We start from the raw sequence: 14,910 nt of genomic DNA on the forward strand, positions 1-14,910 counted from the left end.
GGGTTAGACCGATGCGATTGACAATCAAGACAAAACTGGTGACGGCGTTCACCTTCATCATCCTCATGCTCATGGGCACCGCTGCCTACGGCATTTTCAGCCTAGGATCGCTTAACGACACGATTGGCAATCTCCTCGCCGGTCCGGCAGCCCGTCTCGACCTCGCTCAGCAAATCAACATTGCTCAGCTCGAGGCCATCCGCCAGCAGAAGAACCTGCTCGCTGCCCGCACTGCCGACGAAACCGCAGGTGCGATCGCCAAGGGCAATCAAGCCCGCAAGGACTTCACAGATGCCTTCGGCCAGGTACTGGCGTTGGCAACCGAAGAAGGCAAGGCGCGCTGGGCGCGCATTGCCGAACTTTCCAAGACCTTCACGGCAGCCGACGATCAGATCCGTGACTATGTGAAGGCCGGCAACGCCGAAGGCGCAAATACCGTCTCCGTGACCGCGGCGCGGGCCGCTGCCAACGACATCGACTCGACGCTTAGCGAAATCCTGGCACTTGAAAAACAGCGCATGAAGGCCGCCGACGATGACGCCGACGCCCAGTATGCTGCCACACGCACCATGATGATGGCGGTGGCAGCCGTTGCCCTGCTGGTTGCTGCGATTACCGCATTCTGGATCGCCAGCACGATCAGCAAGGGCCTTAGCCGTGCCAACGCCGTGGTTCGTGAAGTGTCGGAAGGTGATCTGACGAAGATGGCCGACATCACCAGCCGTGACGAAATCGGCGAACTTCTGGGCAACGTCAATACTATGATTGAACGTCTGCGCGGCGTCGTTGCCGACGCACTGTCGGCCGCCGACAATGTCTCTTCCGGCAGCCAGGAACTTTCGGCGAGTTCGGAACAGGTATCGCAGGGCGCCACCGAACAGGCAGCGTCGGCCGAAGAGGCTTCCGCCTCGATGGAGCAGATGGCCGCCAACATCAAGCAGAACGCCGATAACGCCGCCCAGACCGAAAAGATCGCCCGCCAGTCGGCCAAGGATGCGGAGATGAGCGGGGAAGCGGTGACGCGTGCCGTCGACGCCATGCGCACGATCGCCCAGAAGATCGGCATCGTCCAGGAGATCGCCCGTCAGACCGATCTGCTGGCTCTCAACGCCGCCGTCGAAGCCGCTCGTGCGGGTGAACACGGCAAGGGCTTTGCGGTCGTCGCTTCAGAAGTGCGCAAGCTTGCCGAACGCAGCCAGTCGGCCGCGGCCGAAATCAGCGCGATGTCGACAGATACGGTCAAGGCTGCCGCCGATGCCGGCGACATGCTCGGCCGGCTGGTGCCCGATATCCGCAAGACGGCGGAATTGGTTTCCGAGATCAGTGCCGCCTGCCGCGAACAGGATATCGGCGCCTCGCAGATCAACGAAGCGATCCAGCAGCTCGACAAGGTGACGCAGCAGAATGCCGGCGCCTCCGAGCAGATGTCGGCAACTTCCGAGGAACTCGCCTCCCAGGCCGAAGAGTTGCAGACGTCGATCGCCTTCTTCAAGGTCGATACGGCAGGCAGCCTGCGATCCGGCGCCAACAAAGCGCAGCCAAAAGCTTCGGCCAAGGTGAAGGCCCCGGCCGCTGTCCGTAAAGCTGTCCCGCAGGCCCACAGCCAAGGCCGAGGCCAGACGATTTTGGCTCAACAGCAGCGTCTCAAAGGCTTTGCTCTCGATATGTCGATGGGTGGTCCAGACGCCAGCGACGACGATTTCAGGGAAAGCGCTTGAGCGCCTTCGCCTCAAAGTGATCCCTCGGGCTGCTCCTGCGGCCCGAGGCGGGAATATCCCCCAACGCATGTAGGCGTTGGCGCTGCGATCGATAGATGTCCGGCTGCCGGGAAGTGAATGTAGTCGCTTTCCCCCTTTTCAGACACATCACTTTCAAGCTCGACGCCCCACCGATGGGACGTGTCGCTATCCATTCATTTTGACCGCAAATAGGGGTATCACATGCGTTTCACCATCAAGCTCAAACTGGGTCTTGCCTTCGGCATCATGACGCTGCTGCTGATCGGCATCGCGGTTTATGGAAGCCTGAGCCTCGGCACCTTGAACGATGCAAGCGGCAAAATGATCGACGGCCCGATGCGCCGCCTGGAACTGGCGCTGAACGCCAATGTTGCCGAAGTCAACGCCATCCGCGCTCAGAAGGACGCGCTGCTTTCCACCGAACCCGACGCCGCTGCCGGTTTCTACAAGGAGGCCGACCAGAACTTGCAGGCGATGTTCGACGCCCTCGATGCCGGCCACGCCATCGCTTCGCCCGAAGGCAAGCCCTATTGGGAAAAGCTGCAGACGGTCGGTGCGAAATTCCGCGACAGATCCGCCGAACTGCAGCAGCTTGACGCCAGGGGCGATCAAGCCGGCGCATTGGCGCTGTCGCTCGGCGACCTGCGCACGATGACCAACGACATGGGTGACGCGATTGCCGCACTCATCGAGATCCAGCGCAAGGGCATGAAGGCGACCGATCAGTCGAACACCGATCTTTACAACTCGACGAAGCTGATCCTCGGCACCGCTTCCGGTATCGCCCTGCTCATCGCTCTCGGCGCTGCACTGTGGATCACGCTCGGCATCAACAACGGCCTGCGGAAGATTACGACCGTCGTAAACGCCGTCGCGATCGGCGACCTCAACCAGAAGGTCGATGTCAAGACCAATGACGAGATCAAGGATCTCATCAATACGGTCAATGCCATGACTGCCAATCTGCGCGCCACGGCGGCACTCGCCGATCAGATCGCCATGGGCGACCTCAGCACCGACGCCAAGCCGCTTTCGGATAAGGATGCGCTCGGCATTGCCATGCGGAGCATGATCTCCAACTTGCGGACCACCGCCGGCATCGCCGATCAGATCGCGAACGGCGACCTGACGGTGTCTCCGAAGCCGCTCTCCGACAAGGATGCACTGGGCATCGCGCTCGAACAGATGGTCGAGCGCCTGCGCGGCGTCGTCGCCGATGCGATCTCGGCCGCCGAGAACGTCTCATCCGGCAGCCAGGAGCTTTCGGCAAGCTCGGAACAGGTGTCGCAGGGCGCCACCGAACAGGCGGCTTCCGCCGAAGAGGCTTCCGCCTCGATGGAGGAAATGGCGTCGAACATCAAGCAGAACGCCGACAATGCCGCTCAGACGGAAAAGATCGCTCGTCAGTCGGCCAAGGATGCGGAAGCCAGCGGAGAGGCTGTCTCCCGCGCTGTCGACGCCATGCGTACGATTGCCCAGAAGATCGGCATCGTTCAGGAAATCGCCCGCCAGACCGATTTGCTGGCTCTGAACGCTGCTGTCGAAGCCGCGCGTGCCGGCGAACATGGCAAGGGTTTTGCGGTCGTCGCCTCGGAAGTGCGCAAGCTTGCTGAACGCAGCCAGTCGGCTGCTGCCGAGATAAGCTCAATGTCGAGCGATACGGTGACGGCGGCCCAGGAAGCGGGCGACATGCTCGGCCGGCTGGTGCCCGATATCCGCAAGACGGCCGAGCTGGTTTCCGAGATCAGTGCTGCCTGCCGTGAACAGGATATTGGGGCGGCCCAGATCAACGAGGCAATCCAGCAGCTCGACAAGGTGACGCAGCAGAATGCCGGCGCCTCCGAGCAGATGTCGGCAACCTCGGAGGAACTCGCCTCCCAGGCTGAAGAGCTGCAGACGTCGATTGCTTTCTTCAGGGTCGACATGGCAGGCGGGCGCCGCGAGCGTGCGCCGGCTGCAAAACTCACGGTCCGCAGCCGGGCTCCGGCCGCACCGCGAAAACCGGCTGGCAAGGCGCCCGCCAATACGGTCGCTGGCCAGCAGGCCCGCGTGAAGGGCTTTGCCCTCGATATGTCGATGGGCGGTCCCGATACGACCGATGACGAGTTCCGTGAAAGCGCATAGGGCTTTTCCGATGCAGAAGCGGGGGCCGCGGTGGATAGCGGCCCTCGATTGAACCGGTGCATGGACGCACCTGGTCATGCCGGCTCCGCTGGTGACGCATGAAGCGTTTTTACGACGGCACGATGTGCGATCTGGCGGAATATCCGCCGCGGTACTAACGGGGTTTTGAAATGCGCTTCACAATCAAAGCAAAACTGAGCCTAGTGTTCGGTTTCATCGTTCTCCTGACCTGCGCGATGGCCGGTCTTTCGATCTATAATCTCTCGTCGCTGAACAACGAGATCTCGATCATGGTCGCCGGTCCGGTCGCCAACTTGCGTGATTCCAGTGATCTTTCCGATGCCGTGATGCGCTCCATTCGCGCCGAAAAGGATGCGATCATCAATACCGACACCAGCAAGATCACCGGCTATGTCGAAGAGATCTCGCAACAGCGAGAGCTCATCAAGACGCTCCAGGGTCGCCTTGCCGCCTCGGACGATCCGGAGATCAAGTCCGGCATGGCACAATTCGGCGAACTCTACGGTAAATGGACGGCGCTGCAGGATCGTGTGGCCGATCTCGCCAAGCAGAACACCACCGAATCCAACGCCCAGGCCGGCATCATTTCGATGGGCGAAGGTCAGCAGGTGACGACCCAACTGCTCGGCATTCTCACCAAACTGAACGACACGGTGACCGGCAACGTCGCCGAAACCGACGCCGCCACCAACGACCAGTATGCGCACTCGCGCAATCTGCTGGTCATGATGACGATCGGCCTGATCATCGTCTCGTCGGCAGCAGCAATCTGGATCCTGCTCAACATTTCGCGCGGCCTGAAGCGCGCCGTCAACCTTGCCGATGCCGTCAGCATCGGCGATCTCGAACAGAACATCGAGCACAAGAGCAACGACGAAATCCGCGATCTCGTCCATTCGATGAGCCGGATGACGGCGAACCTGCGCACTACCGCAACGATCGCCAACCAGATCTCGAACGGCGACCTGACTGTCTCTCCGAAGCCTCTTTCGGAGAAGGACATGCTCGGCATCGCGCTGGAGCAGATGGTCGAGCGCCTGCGCGGCGTCGTCGCCGATGCGATCGCCGCCGCTGAGAATGTCTCGGCCGGCAGCCAGGAACTGTCCTCGAGCTCCGAGCAGGTGTCGCAGGGCGCCACGGAACAGGCCGCATCGGCCGAAGAAGCATCGGCCTCGATGGAAGAGATGGCCGCCAACATCAAGCAGAACGCCGACAACGCTGCACAGACAGAAAAGATCGCCCGCCAGTCGGCCAAGGATGCGGAGATGAGCGGCGAAGCCGTCTCTCGTGCTGTCGATGCCATGCGTACGATTGCCCAGAAAATCGGCATCGTCCAGGAGATCGCCCGCCAGACAGACCTTCTCGCCCTCAATGCCGCCGTGGAAGCGGCACGTGCCGGCGAGCACGGCAAGGGCTTCGCGGTCGTTGCCTCCGAGGTGCGCAAGCTTGCCGAACGCAGCCAGTCGGCGGCTGCGGAAATCGGCGCGATGTCCGGTGATACTGTCAAAGCCGCCCAGGAAGCGGGCGACATGCTCGGCCGGCTGGTGCCCGATATCCGCAAGACGGCGGAGTTGGTCTCCGAGATCAGCGCTGCCTGCCGCGAACAGGATATCGGCGCCTCGCAGATCAACGAGGCGATCCAGCAGCTCGATAAGGTGACGCAGCAGAATGCCGGCGCCTCCGAGCAGATGTCCGCAACCTCGGAAGAGCTCGCCTCCCAGGCCGAGGAACTGCAGACGTCGATCGCCTTCTTCAAGGTCGATATGGCTGGCGGGCGCCGTGACCGCACGCCAGCTGCCAGGATGACGGTGCGCAGTCCAGCTCTGGCCACCGCCCGCAAGCCGGGGGCCAAAAAACCAGCCGCCAACAGCGTCGCCGGTCAGCAGGCGCGGGCGAAAGGCTTCGCTCTCGATCTCTCCATGGGCGGTCCCGATGATGGGGACGCCGAATTCAAGGAAAGTGCATGATCATGGCCACGACCTCCCTGGAAGCGCAATTCGTGACCTTCAGCCTGGGCGAGGAGATTTTCGCCGTGCCGGTTGAGGTGGTGCGGGAAATCCTCGACTATGCGGAAGCTTTCAAGATTCCGAATGGTCCCGACTATCTGCTCGGCCTGCGCGATGTGCGCGGGCAGGGCGTGCCGACGATCGATCTTCGCTTGAAGCTCGGCATGACGAAGACCGTGCCGACGCCGCACACGCGGGTGCTCGTCCTCGATGTGCCGATGGAAAGCCGGCTGCTGACGCTTGGCCTCGTCGCCGACCGCGTCTTCGAGGTCACACCGTTCCGTCGCGAGCAGATCGAGGCAGCGCCCGATATCGGCGTGCGCTGGCGCTCGGACTACATCGCTGGCGTCGTTCGCCGTGAAAACGGCTTCGTCGTCATCATCGATCTTGCACGGCTGCTGTCGCGCGAGGACGCCTCGGCACTGCAATCAGCGGCCTGACCGCGTATCAACTTGGAGTACTGCGTTCTATGGGTATGGCAGCAGCGGTGGAAACCCAATTGCCGGGCGACCGGATCAGCAAGCGCAATTTCGACAAGCTTGCCCGGTTCATCTACGATTATAGCGGCATCAAGATGCCGCCGACCAAGCTGACGATGCTCGAAGGGCGGTTGAGACGCCGCCTTCGCGCAACCAACCATTCGACCTTCGACGATTATTGCGACTTCCTGTTCAATGAGGATGGCCTCGCCCAGGAAACCGTCTACCTGATCGACGTCGTGACGACGAATAAGACCGACTTCTTCCGCGAAGCCAAGCATTTCGACTATCTGCAGAGCGTGGCGTTGCCGGCGATCGCCAACAGCGGCGTGCGGACCATCCGCACCTGGAGTTCGGCCTGCTCGACGGGGGCCGAACCCTATACGATGGCGATGGTGCTGGCAGAATTCGCCGAAGGCCGCAATGACGTCTCCTACAGCGTGCTGGCGACCGACCTTTCCACCGACGTGCTGCAGACGGCGCGCCGTGGCATCTATCCGGAAGATTTGATTGCACCCGTGCCGCGCGACCTGCAGCGCAAATACGTGCTGACGGCCAAGCAGCCGGGACGGCGGGAGGTGCGCATTACGCCGAAACTGCGTAGCAAGATCGGTTTTGCCCGTATGAACCTGATGGACGAGAAATACGCGATCGGCGAACCGATGCACGTCATCTTCTGCCGCAACGTGCTAATCTACTTCGACAAGCAGACTCAGGCCGGTGTTCTCAACCGCCTCTGTGATTGCCTGGCGAAGGGCGGCTATATGTTCATCGGCCATTCCGAATCGATCACCGGCTTCGATCTGCCGTTGAAGCAGGTCTCGAATACGGTGTTTCAGCGTATCTAAAGCGCATCGCGTCATCCCAAAACCGCTGCGCACTTCTGGACGGCATGCATTAGGGGCATTCATGGCTAAGAAAATCCGCGTTCTCATCATCGACGATTCCGCCAGCATCCGCCAGACGCTGACCCATGTGCTGGAGCAGGATCCCGATATCGAGATCATGGCGGTCGCATCTGACCCCTTCATGGCGGCGCGGAAGTTGCAGGAAGAGATCCCCGATGTCATCACGCTCGATGTGGAGATGCCGCGCATGGATGGCATCACCTTCCTGCGCAAGCTGATGTCGCAGCGGCCAATCCCTGTCGTGATGTGTTCGTCGCTGACGGAAGCGGGTTCGGAAACGCTGCTCCAGGCGCTGGAGGCTGGCGCAGTCGACGTCATCCTGAAATCGAAGATCGGCGCCGCCGACAGCCTTTCCGACGATGCGATGCGCATTCGCGAAGTCGTCAAGAGCGCTTCGCATGCACGGCTTTCCAATGTCCGCCGCGCCGCCGGAACCATCCGCTCCGCCTCAGTGGAGGGGCCGGCCAAGAAGCTGACGGCGGATGTGATGCTGCCGCCACCGACGGGGCGTGCCATGGCGAAGACGACGGAGATGGTCGTCTGCGTCGGCGCCTCCACCGGCGGCACCGAAGCACTGCGCGAGTTCCTCGAGGAACTGCCGGCCAATGCACCTGGCATGGTGATCGTCCAGCATATGCCGGAGAAATTCACCGCCGCCTTCGCCAAGCGGCTGAACGGGCTTTGCGAGGTCGAGGTCAAGGAAGCCGTCGATGGGGATCCGGTGCTGCGCGGCCATGTGCTGATCGCGCCAGGCGACAAGCACATGCTGCTCGAACGCCAGGGTGCGCGCTACTATGTAAGCGTCAAGACCGGGCCGCTGGTGTCGCGACACCGGCCTTCCGTCGACGTGCTCTTCCGCTCGGCGGCGCGCTCGGCCGGCTCGAACGCGATGGGGATCATTATGACCGGCATGGGCGACGACGGCGCGCGCGGCATGCTGGAAATGCATCAGGCCGGTGCCTACACGGTGGCGCAGGACGAGGCGAGTTCCGTTGTCTTCGGCATGCCGAAGGAGGCGATCGCCAAAGGCGGCGTCGACCGGGTCCTGCCGCTCGATCAGATCGCTCGCGAAGTGCTGATGACGCAGCAGAAGTTTTAAGTCGGTTTCAACGGAACCGGCTTTTGATCATAGCCGTGCAGGTTCAGTATTCAGGCGAGATAACCGCCGTCGATCGTCAGGCTGGCGCCGGTGACGAAGGCGGCCTCGGCACTGGCGAGATAGGCGGCGAGGCCGGCGATCTCGCGGTCCTCACCCAGGCGGCCAAGCGCCATCAGCGGCTTGAGGCGCTCATGATCGTCCTCATTGGGGTTCATGTCGGTCGCCGTCGGGCCGGGCTGGATGTTGTTGACGGTGATGCCGCGTGGGCCGAGATCGCGGGCGAGGCCGCGGGTCATCGAGGCGATCGCGCCCTTCGTCATGCTGTAGACTGCGGAGGTTGGAAAGCCGCTGCGATCGGCAGTAACGCTGCCGATGGTGATGATGCGGCCGCCTTCGTTCATATGTCTTGCCGCTGCCTGGATGCCGACGAAGGCAGCGCGGACATTAATGGCAAACATCCGGTCGAAATCTTCGAGCGAATAGTCATCGAGCGGGTTGAGGATGAGAATCCCGGCATTGCTGACGAGAATGTCGAGACCGCCAAAGGTTTCGGCTGTCAGCGCGACGGCATCCTGTACGGCCTTCGCATCGGCACTGTCGGCCCGGATCGACAGCGCCCTGCTGCCAGCAGCCTCCAGCTCGGCGACGATCGCCTTCGCCCTGTGCTCGGAGCTGGAATAGGTGAAGGCGACGGCGGCGCCGTCAGCGGCAAGTCTTCGGACGATGGCGGCACCGATGCCGCGCGAGCCGCCGGTAACGAGGGCGATCTTGGTCGAAAGGGGTTGAGACATGCAGGTTTCCTTTGTTTTGGATTGATCAGTCTAGAATTTCCCATGGAAAACCAGTTCGATGTTCCCCTTGTTAGCGGAGGCCTCTGATTGCCATGTGTGCGATACCGCGGAGCGTCTCGGGTGGGGCGCCGTTTCGGGCGCTGACTTTCATTCCGGACAGAGTAGCGCCGAGAAACGGAATGGCGTCGGCGATATCGATATCTGTTGCGAGATCTCCGGTCCTGCGAGCCTCTCCGAGAAGGCTCTCGATCGCCGCGTGAAGCGCGTGGCCGGCGCTGTCGGTAAGAGCTGCGACCTCGGCATCGGTGCGGCCGAACTCACAAATGGCGCTGACACCGAGGCAGCCGCGCCGCGCCTCGGCAGCGGGACGCGAGGCGAAGGCGACAAGAGCGCCTTCCAGCGCCTCGATCGGCCGGCCCTCGCGGCGAAGATCGGCGATGATCTTGTCGATGCTCTCCACATTGTAGCGCTTCAGCGCTTCCAGATAGAGGCCGCGCTTGTCGCCGAAGGTGTCGTACATGCTTTGCCGGCTGATCTTCATCGCCGTCAGCAATTCCTCGGTCGAGGTGCCTTCATAGCCGTGCTCGGAAAATACGCCGATGGCGGCATGAAGGGCGGTGTCGCGATCAAATTCCTTGTGTCGTGCCATGACCAGCCTTCTACCCTTATTGGACTAATCTGTCCAGAATAAAATTAATGGCTTTTGGCGCTGCAGGGCAGCCATGCGCGCCTCCCCTTGAAATTTCCCCGATTTTGTGGTCTTGAGGCCGCCAATCTTCGCAGCGCTGTCTGTCATGCATGTTCAGGGACACTTCCCGCCCCTGGCAGCGCGCGCGCCCAGTATCAGTCCCAAGGAAAATGCGCCGATGGCCCGTTCAGCTCTTCTCAATGTCATGGTTCAGGCTGCCCTTAAGGCAGGAAAGTCGCTGGGACGTGATTTCGGCGAAGTGCAGAACCTGCAGGTTTCCGTCAAAGGACCGGGCGATTTCGTTTCCACTGCTGACCGCAAGGCCGAAAAGATCGTCAGGGAAGAGCTGCTCAAGGCGCGTCCGACCTATGGCTTCCTCGGCGAGGAAAGCGAGGAAATCAGGGGCACCGACGGTGCGCATCGCTGGATCGTCGACCCGCTCGACGGTACGACGAACTTCCTGCACGGCATCCCGGCCTTCGCTGTCTCGATCGCGCTCGAACGCAACGGCGAAATCGTCGCCGCTGTGATCTTCAATCCGGCGACCGACGAGCTCTATACCGCCGAGCGCGGTGGCGGCGCCTTCCTCAACGACCGGCGCCTGCGCGTCGCCGCGCGCCGGGCGCTGTCGGATTGCGTCATCGGCTGTGGCGTGCCGGCGCTCGGCAAGCGCAATCACGGCAAGTTCCTGGTCGAGCTTCGCCACGTTATGGGCGAAGTGGCAGGCATGCGGCGCCTGGGCTCGCCAACGCTCGATCTCGCCTATGTCGCGGCCGGGCGTTTCGACGGTTTCTGGGAAGCGGAGCTTGCGCCCTGGGACATGGCGGCCGGCATCCTGCTCATCCGCGAAGCCGGCGGTTTCGCCACCGACTGGGACGGCGGCGCAACGATGCTTGAGAGCGGCACGATCGTCGCCGGCAACGAGCTCATCCACAAGGCGCTGATCGAAGTCGTCAAGCGGCCGGTTCCCGCCAAGTGACCGAACGAAAATCTGGCTGTTGTAAAGTCACGGTTTTCTCCCCGGCATACTTCAATTCGGCACAATGTTGCTCTAGTCTCCGCCGGCAGGGAATGCGGAGGCTGCGTAACCTATGGAAAATGTGAATGTGGCGGAGATCGGCTCCACCGAAAAGACGGCAGGCGCTTATGCCCACAGGCTTTCAAGCCCCATGCCCTTCCTCTGGACGATGCTGCTTTTCCTCGTCATCGTCGGTTTTATAGCCGCCATCCTCTTCCGGCAGACGCAGACCGCCTTTATGCACAATCCGGGCCTCAATGGCCTGATCGTCGGCGTTCTCGCGGTCGGAATCATCCTTGTTTTCAACCATGTACTGGCGCTTCGCCCCGAGGTGCGCTGGTTCAATTCGTTCCGTGCCGCCGGCAGCGCCGACAAGGTCAACCGCAATCCGCGGCTGCTTGCGCCAATGCGGGCGCTGCTCGGCAGCCGCAAGTCCTCACTGGCGCTGTCGACGACGGCGCTGCGCTCGATCCTCGATTCGATCGCCACCCGCCTCGACGAATCGCGCGACGTTTCGCGCTACCTGATCGGCCTCCTGGTCTTCCTCGGCCTGCTCGGCACCTTCTGGGGCCTCATCGGCACAATCGGTTCGATCAGCATCGTCATCCAGTCGCTCGATGCTGGCTCGAACGGCACCGGAGACGTGCTCTCGGCGCTGAAGGAAGGGCTTTCCACGCCGCTTTCGGGCATGGGCCAGGCCTTCTCCTCCTCGCTGCTCGGCCTTTCCGGTTCGCTCATTCTCGGCTTTCTCGACCTGCAGGCGGGCCGCGCGCAAAACCGCTTCTACATGGAGTTGGAAAACTGGCTGTCCTCGGTCACGGATGTCGGCTCCGATCTTGCCCCGGCTCTGGAGGCCGTTTCCGGCGCGTCCTCGGACGACATGCGCGCGCTCTCCGATTATCTGCGCAAGGTCTCCGAAGAGGGCGGCGCCGGCAGCCAGCGCTCCGTCGCCGCCATGGCAAGCCTTGCCGAAGGTATTCAGGGCCTCGTCAAGAACATGCGCAACGAACAGCAGATGCTGCGCGACTGGATCGAGGCACAGCAGGACGAGGCCAAGGCGATGCGTCGCACGCTCGACCGGCTCGCCGAACGCATCGGCGTGCAGGAGCGCGCCGGCGAGAGGGGCGAGCGGTCGCGCGACCGCGCCAGCCAGGCCGAGAAGAGCGAGGGCAAGTAAGCCATGGCTCTTGCCCGCAACCGGCGCCGCGAACGCACGGTGGATTACTGGCCGGGCTTCGTCGACGCGCTGTCGACGCTGCTCATCTCGATCATGTTCCTGCTGACGGTCTTCGTCGTCGGGCAGTTCATCCTCAGCCGCGAGATCAGCGGACGCGATGAGGTGCTCAATCGCCTCAACAGCCAGATCAACGAGCTGACGCAGCTTCTGGCGCTCGAAAAGGGCAGCAACCAGGATCTCCAGGATTCGGTCGCCAATCTGCAGGCTTCGCTTGCCACCGCCGAAGGCGACCGTTCGCGACTGCAGGCGCTGCTGAATGCCGGTTCGGGCGGTCAGGATGCGGCGCAGAAGCGGATCGGGGCGATGACGCAGGAGCTCGACCAGCAGAAGCAGGTGAGCGAGCGGGCGCTCAGCCAGGTCGAACTGCTGAACCAGCAGATCGCAGCGCTTCGCAGCCAGATCGCCGCCGTCGAAGCAGCCCTTCAGGCGTCCGAAGAGAAAGACCGGGTGTCGCAGACCAAGATCGCCGATCTCGGCAGCCGGCTCAACGTGGCGCTCGCCGCGCGCGTCCAGGAGCTGAACCGCTACCGCTCCGACTTCTTCGGCCGTCTGCGCGAGATCCTTTCGGACCGCGAAAATATCCGCATCGTCGGCGACCGGTTCGTCTTCCAGTCGGAAGTCCTGTTTCCCTCGGGCGGCGCCGATCTCAACCCGGAGGGGCAGACGGAAATGGCGAAGCTTGCCGCCGCCCTTCTCGATCTTGCCAAGGAAATTCCACCGGAGATCAACTGGGTGCTGCGCGTCGACGGGCATACCGACAATGTGCCGCTTGGCGGTACGGGCCGCTATCGCGACAATTGGGAACTCTCCTCGGCGCGCGCGATTTCGGTCGTCAAGTTCCTGATCGCACGGGGCGTGCCGGCCGACCGGCTGGTTGCCGCAGGCTTCGGCGAGTTCCAGCCAATCGCGCCGGGCGATACGCCGGATGCGCGCTCTACCAATCGCCGCATCGAGCTGAAGCTGACCGAGAAGTGATTAACCTGATATCGCTTGCCGCGCTTCCTTTAGCCGACCGGCAAGAAAATCGCGCACGGCGGGGCTGTCGCTGAGACCGATCGCTGTCATATAGGAATCGGCTGCCGCGGTATCATCGCCGGCCTGGGTTAGGAGAAAGGCACGCACGGCCCAGTAGGGCTGGTAGCTTGTAATGTCATGCGGATCGAGCTTGTCGAGCTGCTCCAGCCCGGCAACGGCGCTCGAGGCCCTGCCGATTACTGCAGCCTGGCTGACCCGTGCACCCAGCGTTGGCTTCATCATCACCAGCGCCGCGTAGAGTGTCGTCAGTGCCTGCCAGTCTGTCGCTCCTGACAGCCGGCGCGCCGCATGCACGGACTGGATCGCCGCCTGGCACTGGAAGGGGCCGAAACGGTCGAAGCCGCTGGCCTTGCGCAGCAGTGCATCCGCCTCGGCAATCATGATCGCGTTCCACGCGGCCGCGTCCTGCTCGTCCAGCGGCACATATCGGCCGCTATCGTCGCGCCGGGCGCTGCGGCGGGCTTCGCAGTGGAGCATCAGCGACAGCAGGCCGATCGCTTCCGGTTCGTCCGGCAGCACCGTCAGAAGCGCACGGCCGAGCCAGATCGCCTCGCCGGCAAGCGAAGGGTGTTCGTTCTCTCCGTCGAGACCGTCCCAGCTGAGGCCGTAGGCCGCGTAGATCGCCGAGAGCACCGCGGCAAGCCGCCCGGGCAAGGCGGGGCGAGGCGGGACGGCGAAGGGAATGCCGGCATTCCTGATCTTCACCTTGGCCCGCACCAGCCGCTGGCTCATCGCCTCCGGTGAGACGATGAACGATCGGGCGATGGTCTTTGCCTCGATGCCGAGAACGGTCTGCAGCATCAGCGCCGTATGCACGGAGCTGTCGATGGCGGGGTGGGTGCAGGCGAAGAGCAGCTTCAGCCGCTCATCGGGAAAGACGGCGTTACCGGTCTCGTTCATGCGTTCCTCGGCCTCCTCGAAGGCGACCGATATCGTCGTTTGCGCATTGGCCTCAACGGTGCGGTGGCGGGCCGCCTGCATGAGGTTGCGGCGGGCGGCCACCAGCAGCCAAGCTTCCGGATTGCCGGGAATGCCGCGCTCCGGCCAGACGCGAAGGGCCGAAGCCAGCGCTTCCGACAATGCATCTTCTGCCGCCGGCACGTCGTGCGAGCGGGCGGCGAGGAAGGCGATCAGCTTGCCGTAGGACTGACGCGCCACCTTTTCGGCGGCGCGTCCGGCATCGAGCGGCATGACCGCCTCACATCTGCAGGCGCGGGCGCACCTCGACCGAACCCTTGTCGGAGATCGGAACGCGGGTTGCCCATTCGAGCGCGGTGTCGATGTCAGGGACGTCGATCAGATAGAAGCCGCCGAGCTGCTCCTTGCCGTCCGGATAGGGGCCGTCCTGGACATCGTGCTCCTCGCCTTTGCGGCGCACGATCGTGCCGGTCTCCGGGCCTGTCAGCCCCGCACCGCCGGTCATGATCCCTGCCTGGGCGAGCGCCTTGCTGTAGGCGACCCAACCGTCGCGATAGGCGGGATCGGCGCGGCGAGCGAAATCCTCGGCGGCTTCGCGAATGATGAGAGCATATTGCATGGAAAACTCCTGATCTCGTTGTTGGCGTTGATCCGGGCATGCCGATATCGGGACCGATATCCCGAAAGCCGTGAAGCCCGGGGGAACGGGGCGGCCGTTCCGAAACAATGAGGCGCGGCCACCGGTCGTTTCGACATGGCTTTCAAAAAATATGCGAAAAAGAAAAATGGCGCCGAAAATCGCAAGCGGGCCGGGCTCAAGGGCGTCGGCGCTGCTCAAGGGCGCGAG

General features: G+C 62.8%; 13 protein-coding genes. 9 read left to right on the top strand and 4 right to left on the bottom strand.

Annotation, left to right across the window (positions count from 1 at the left end; genetic code table 11):
* Window positions 1-11: 11 nt before the first annotated feature.
* From G9X64_RS18445 to G9X64_RS18470, 6 genes are all read left to right on the top strand, one after another.
* Window positions 12-1,718: a methyl-accepting chemotaxis protein gene (locus G9X64_RS18445; protein ID WP_171377137.1), complete on the top strand. Its 1,707-nt coding sequence runs from the start codon at window positions 12-14 to the stop codon at window positions 1,716-1,718.
* A 222-nt stretch (window positions 1,719-1,940) separates the two neighbouring features.
* Window positions 1,941-3,863 (top strand): HAMP domain-containing methyl-accepting chemotaxis protein, encoded by a 1,923-nt coding sequence (locus G9X64_RS18450; protein WP_171377138.1) that lies wholly within the window; start codon window positions 1,941-1,943, stop codon window positions 3,861-3,863.
* Between the two features lie 170 nt (window positions 3,864-4,033).
* Window positions 4,034-5,851, top strand: a complete 1,818-nt coding sequence (locus G9X64_RS18455) for a methyl-accepting chemotaxis protein (RefSeq protein WP_171377139.1) — start codon at window positions 4,034-4,036, stop codon at window positions 5,849-5,851.
* Window positions 5,848-6,330: a chemotaxis protein CheW gene (locus G9X64_RS18460; RefSeq protein ID WP_018072866.1), complete on the top strand. Its 483-nt coding sequence runs from the start codon at window positions 5,848-5,850 to the stop codon at window positions 6,328-6,330. The genes G9X64_RS18455 and G9X64_RS18460 overlap by 4 nt, the downstream gene beginning before the upstream one ends.
* A gap of 29 nt (window positions 6,331-6,359) precedes the next feature.
* Window positions 6,360-7,217, top strand: coding sequence for a CheR family methyltransferase (locus G9X64_RS18465; RefSeq protein WP_168315359.1), 858 nt, complete (start codon window positions 6,360-6,362; stop codon window positions 7,215-7,217).
* Window positions 7,218-7,278: 61 nt separating this feature from the next.
* A complete protein-coding gene (locus tag G9X64_RS18470; RefSeq protein WP_164048041.1) occupies window positions 7,279-8,376 on the top strand; it encodes a protein-glutamate methylesterase/protein-glutamine glutaminase in 1,098 nt (365 codons plus the stop codon).
* 50 nt (window positions 8,377-8,426) lie between these two features.
* On the opposite strand, the gene G9X64_RS18475 is transcribed toward G9X64_RS18470, so the two are convergent.
* Both G9X64_RS18475 and G9X64_RS18480 read right to left on the bottom strand, forming a co-directional pair.
* Window positions 8,427-9,167 carry a 3-oxoacyl-ACP reductase family protein gene (locus G9X64_RS18475; protein WP_171377140.1) on the bottom strand — a complete coding sequence of 247 codons (741 nt, stop codon included), beginning with the start codon at window positions 9,165-9,167 and terminating at the stop codon, window positions 8,427-8,429.
* Between the two features lie 70 nt (window positions 9,168-9,237).
* On the bottom strand, window positions 9,238-9,816 hold the full coding sequence (locus G9X64_RS18480) for a TetR/AcrR family transcriptional regulator (RefSeq protein WP_171377141.1): 579 nt from the start codon (window positions 9,814-9,816) through the stop codon (window positions 9,238-9,240).
* 217 nt (window positions 9,817-10,033) lie between these two features.
* Between G9X64_RS18480 and G9X64_RS18485 the strand changes: the two genes are divergently transcribed.
* From G9X64_RS18485 to G9X64_RS18495, 3 genes are all read left to right on the top strand, one after another.
* Entirely contained in the window at window positions 10,034-10,834 is an 801-nt protein-coding gene (locus G9X64_RS18485) for an inositol monophosphatase family protein (RefSeq protein WP_171377142.1), read from the top strand.
* A gap of 112 nt (window positions 10,835-10,946) precedes the next feature.
* On the top strand, window positions 10,947-12,050 hold the full coding sequence (locus tag G9X64_RS18490) for a MotA/TolQ/ExbB proton channel family protein (RefSeq protein WP_171377143.1): 1,104 nt from the start codon (window positions 10,947-10,949) through the stop codon (window positions 12,048-12,050).
* 3 nt (window positions 12,051-12,053) lie between these two features.
* On the top strand, window positions 12,054-13,085 hold the full coding sequence (locus G9X64_RS18495) for a peptidoglycan -binding protein (protein WP_168308508.1): 1,032 nt from the start codon (window positions 12,054-12,056) through the stop codon (window positions 13,083-13,085).
* Here G9X64_RS18495 and G9X64_RS18500 read toward each other — a convergent pair whose 3' ends face one another.
* Together G9X64_RS18500 and G9X64_RS18505 are read right to left on the bottom strand one after the other, a co-directional pair.
* On the bottom strand, window positions 13,086-14,336 hold the full coding sequence (locus tag G9X64_RS18500; protein WP_168315356.1) for an RNA polymerase sigma factor: 1,251 nt from the start codon (window positions 14,334-14,336) through the stop codon (window positions 13,086-13,088). It abuts the gene before it with no gap.
* Window positions 14,337-14,343: 7 nt separating this feature from the next.
* Window positions 14,344-14,682 carry a YciI family protein gene (locus G9X64_RS18505; protein ID WP_168308506.1) on the bottom strand — a complete coding sequence of 113 codons (339 nt, stop codon included), beginning with the start codon at window positions 14,680-14,682 and terminating at the stop codon, window positions 14,344-14,346.
* Window positions 14,683-14,910: the final 228 nt, after the last annotated feature.

Source organism: Rhizobium sophorae (assembly GCF_013087515.1).
In the GTDB taxonomy this organism is placed as follows: Bacteria; Pseudomonadota; Alphaproteobacteria; order Rhizobiales; family Rhizobiaceae; genus Rhizobium; species Rhizobium sophorae.

What these genes read in the sequence shown, in the direction of transcription:
- G9X64_RS18495 (WP_168308508.1), top strand. Translation starts at nt 12,054, where the DNA reads ATGGCTCTTGCCCGCAACCGGCGCCGCGAACGCACGGTGGATTACTGG.
- G9X64_RS18480 (WP_171377141.1), bottom strand. Translation starts at nt 9,816, where the DNA reads ATGGCACGACACAAGGAATTTGATCGCGACACCGCCCTTCATGCCGCC.
- G9X64_RS18460 (WP_018072866.1), top strand. Translation starts at nt 5,848, where the DNA reads ATGATCATGGCCACGACCTCCCTGGAAGCGCAATTCGTGACCTTCAGC.
- G9X64_RS18500 (WP_168315356.1), bottom strand. Translation starts at nt 14,336, where the DNA reads ATGCCGCTCGATGCCGGACGCGCCGCCGAAAAGGTGGCGCGTCAGTCC.
- G9X64_RS18470 (WP_164048041.1), top strand. Translation starts at nt 7,279, where the DNA reads ATGGCTAAGAAAATCCGCGTTCTCATCATCGACGATTCCGCCAGCATC.
- G9X64_RS18450 (WP_171377138.1), top strand. Translation starts at nt 1,941, where the DNA reads ATGCGTTTCACCATCAAGCTCAAACTGGGTCTTGCCTTCGGCATCATG.
- G9X64_RS18475 (WP_171377140.1), bottom strand. Translation starts at nt 9,167, where the DNA reads ATGTCTCAACCCCTTTCGACCAAGATCGCCCTCGTTACCGGCGGCTCG.
- G9X64_RS18465 (WP_168315359.1), top strand. Translation starts at nt 6,360, where the DNA reads ATGGGTATGGCAGCAGCGGTGGAAACCCAATTGCCGGGCGACCGGATC.
- G9X64_RS18485 (WP_171377142.1), top strand. Translation starts at nt 10,034, where the DNA reads ATGGCCCGTTCAGCTCTTCTCAATGTCATGGTTCAGGCTGCCCTTAAG.
- G9X64_RS18445 (WP_171377137.1), top strand. Translation starts at nt 12, where the DNA reads ATGCGATTGACAATCAAGACAAAACTGGTGACGGCGTTCACCTTCATC.
- G9X64_RS18455 (WP_171377139.1), top strand. Translation starts at nt 4,034, where the DNA reads ATGCGCTTCACAATCAAAGCAAAACTGAGCCTAGTGTTCGGTTTCATC.
- G9X64_RS18505 (WP_168308506.1), bottom strand. Translation starts at nt 14,682, where the DNA reads ATGCAATATGCTCTCATCATTCGCGAAGCCGCCGAGGATTTCGCTCGC.
- G9X64_RS18490 (WP_171377143.1), top strand. Translation starts at nt 10,947, where the DNA reads ATGGAAAATGTGAATGTGGCGGAGATCGGCTCCACCGAAAAGACGGCA.